The sequence below is a fragment of the Micromonospora sp. NPDC049580 genome (assembly GCF_040675595.1).
Taxonomy (GTDB): Bacteria; Actinomycetota; Actinomycetes; order Mycobacteriales; family Micromonosporaceae; genus Micromonospora.
Genome location: NZ_JBFAPG010000621.1, coordinates 1 through 3,032, shown reverse-complemented (window position 1 = coordinate 3,032; position 3,032 = coordinate 1). Strand labels below are relative to the sequence as shown.

Genomic DNA, 3,032 nt, shown 5'->3' with positions numbered 1-3,032 from the left:
GGTACGGCCACCGGCTGACCCTGCCCACCGGTGGTCTGCGGGCCCAGCTGCTCACCGCGCCCGGCGTCGGTGACGGCGTGCCCGGGCGGCGGTCGCGCGCCCGCACCGGGCGGGGACGCACCACCGGGGCCCGCGTGCCGGCCGCTCGGGTCGGCGCGCTGCACCTGCCGGCCACGATTCGCGCCGCCGCGCCCCATCAGGCGGCCCGGGGGAGGCTGACCGGCCCGCTGCGACTGCGCCCGGACGACGTGCGGGAGGCGGTCCGGGAGGGGCGTGAGGGCAACCTCGTGCTGTTCGTGGTGGACGCGAGCGGGTCGATGGGCGCCCGGCAGCGGATGACCGCCGTGAAGGACGCGGTCCTCGCGCTGCTCACCGACGCCTACCAGCGGCGGGACAAGGTCGCCGTGATCGCCTTCCGGGCCAGCGGTGCGCGGACGCTGCTGCCGGCCACCTCGTCGGTGCTGGCCGCCTCGACGCGGCTGGCCGAGCTGCCCACCGGTGGTCGCACGCCGCTGGCCGAGGGCCTGCTCGCCGCCGCCGAGCTGCTGCGGCTGGAGCGCCGACGTGACCCGAAGCGCCGCCCCCTGGTCCTCATCGTCACCGACGGCAGAGCCACCGCCGGGTCGCGTCCGCTGGACCGGGCCGCGGCGGCCGCGACGGTGCTGGCCGCGACAGCGGCCCCCTGCGTCGTCGTCGACTGCGAGTCCGGCCCGGTCCGCCTGCACCTGGCGCGCCGCCTGGCCACCCAGCTGAACGCGCCCCTGACCCCCCTGGCCGCCCTGACCCGCCCCCGCGATCGTGCGGTTCCGGTCGCGACATGAGGGGACCAAGCGCGCAGATGACCAGCAGAAAAGGCACGATCGCGGGAGTGCCCGCGGGACGGGGGACGGGCTGATGCCACAGGGACAGCCGAGCGTGGTGCCCGCTGACGGGTTGACGACCCGGCAGCGGCGGCACCGGCCACTGCTGATCGTCCACACCGGACAGATGAAGGGGAAGTCGACCGCTGCCTTCGGGTTGGCGTTGCGGGCGTGGACCGCCGGCCTGCCGGTCGGGGTGTTCCAGTTCGTCAAGAGCGCCAAGTGGCGGGTGGGGGAGGAGAACGCCTTCCGGGCGCTCGGCGAGGTGCACGAGCGTACCGGCCAGGGCGCGCCGGTGGCCTGGCACAAGATGGGCGAGGGCTGGTCCTGGATCCAGCGCGGCGGCGAGGCCGACCACGCCGTGGACGCCCTGGAGGGCTGGCGGCAGATCCAGCGCGACCTGGCCGCGCAGCGGTACGGGCTGTACGTGCTGGACGAGTTCACCTACCCGATGAAGTGGGGTTGGGTGGACGTCGACGAGGTGGTCGCCACCCTGGCCGACCGCCCCGGCTTCCAGCACGTCGTCATCACCGGCCGGGACGCCGACCCGCGCCTGATCGCCGCCGCGGACCTGGTGGCCGAGCTGACCAAGGTCAAGCACCCGATGGACGCCGGCCAGAAGGGCCAGAAGGGCATCGAGTGGTGAGCGCGCCCTGGGCGCTGCCCCGAGTGGTCATCGCCGCGCCGGCCAGCGGCCACGGCAAGACCACAGTCGCCACCGGGCTGCTCGCCGCGCTGCGCCGTCGCGGCCTGACGGTCAGCCCGCACAAGGTCGGCCCGGACTACATCGACCCCGGCTACCACGCCCTCGCCGCCGGGCGGCCCGGCCGGAACCTCGATCCGTTCCTGGTCGGAGCCGAGCGGATCGCCGGTCTGCTGCGCCACGGCGCGCGCATCCCGACGCCCGCCGACATCGCCGTGGTGGAGGGTGTGATGGGCCTGCACGACGGCGCGGTGGGCCGACGCGACTTCGCCTCCACCGCGCACGTCGCCCGCCTCCTCGACGCGCCAGTGGTGCTGGTGCTGGACACCACCGCGCAGGGTCGCTCGGCCGCCGCGCTGACCCTCGGCATGGCCGCGTTCGACCCGGCGGTCCGCATCGGCGGGGTGATCCTCAACCGGGTCGGCTCGCCCCGGCACGAGACCCTGCTGCGCGACGCCCTCGCCGAGGTGGGCGTACCGGTGCTCGGGGCGGTCACCCGCGCCGCCGAGGTCGCCGCGCCGGCCCGGCATCTCGGGCTGGTCCCGGTCGCCGAGCGGGCGCCCGAGTCCCTCGCGATCGTCGCCGCCCTCGCCGAGCTGGTCGAGGCCACCGTGGATCTCGACGCCGTGCTCGACCTGGCCCGCACCGCCGCGCCGCTGACCACCCCGGCGTGGGACCCGGTCGCCGCCGTCGGCGGGCCGGCCGGCCACGAACGCCCGCTCGTCGCGCTCGCCGGTGGTCCGGCCTTCACCTTCTCGTACGCGGAGACCGCCGAACTGCTCACCGCCGCCGGGGCGGACGTGGTCACCATCGACCCGCTGCGCGACCCGGCGCTGCCCGCCGGCACCCGCGCGGTCGTGATCGGCGGCGGGTTCCCCGAGGCGTACGCGGAGGCCCTCGCGGGCAACGGCACGCTCCGGGCCGAGCTGGCCGACTTCGACGGGCCGATCGTGGCCGAGTGCGCCGGGCTGCTCTACCTCGGGCAGGCCCTGGACGGCGTACCGATGTGCGGTCGGCTGGACCTCACCGCCCGGATGACCAGCCGGCTCACCCTCGGCTACCGCGAGGCCCTGGCCGTCACCGACTCCCCGGTGGCCCGCGCGGGCGAGCCGGTACGCGGCCACGAGTTCCACCGCACCACCACCGACCCCGGGCACGGCGAGCGGCCGGCGTGGCGCTGGAACGGCACGGACCACGGCTTCGTCGCCGGCCGTGTGCACGCCTCCTACCTGCACACCCACTGGGCCGGCCACCCCGCCGCGGCCCGCCGGCTGGTCGAGGCGTGCCGATGAGCGCGCAGCGCGCCCACGCGGGGCCGACTACCGACGCGTGTCCCGCCGACGCCACGCTGACCGGCGTCGGTGTCGGGCCGGGTGACCCGGAACTGCTCACCGTCAAGGCCGTACGGATCCTGCGCGCGGCCGACGCGGTGTTCGTACCCGTGATGGCGGACCGGGTCGCGCCGAGCG

General features: G+C 76.3%; 4 protein-coding genes. All 4 read left to right on the top strand.

The features are described 5' to 3' along the window. Positions 1 to 821, top strand: an 821-nt coding sequence (locus AB0J68_RS30065; protein ID WP_363942004.1) for a VWA domain-containing protein, incomplete at its 5' end; no start/stop codon positions are given. 73 nt (positions 822 to 894) lie between these two features. Next, positions 895 to 1,506, top strand: coding sequence for a cob(I)yrinic acid a,c-diamide adenosyltransferase (gene cobO / locus AB0J68_RS30060; protein WP_354863061.1), 612 nt, complete (start codon positions 895 to 897; stop codon positions 1,504 to 1,506). Next, on the top strand, positions 1,500 to 2,855 hold the full coding sequence (locus tag AB0J68_RS30055; protein ID WP_363942000.1) for a cobyrinate a,c-diamide synthase: 1,356 nt from the start codon (positions 1,500 to 1,502) through the stop codon (positions 2,853 to 2,855). Before cobO ends, AB0J68_RS30055 begins: the two co-directional genes overlap by 7 nt. Then, positions 2,852 to 3,032 (top strand): SAM-dependent methyltransferase (locus AB0J68_RS30050; RefSeq protein WP_363941997.1); only part of this gene is annotated, 181 nt, incomplete at its 3' end. The genes AB0J68_RS30055 and AB0J68_RS30050, both read left to right, overlap by 4 nt.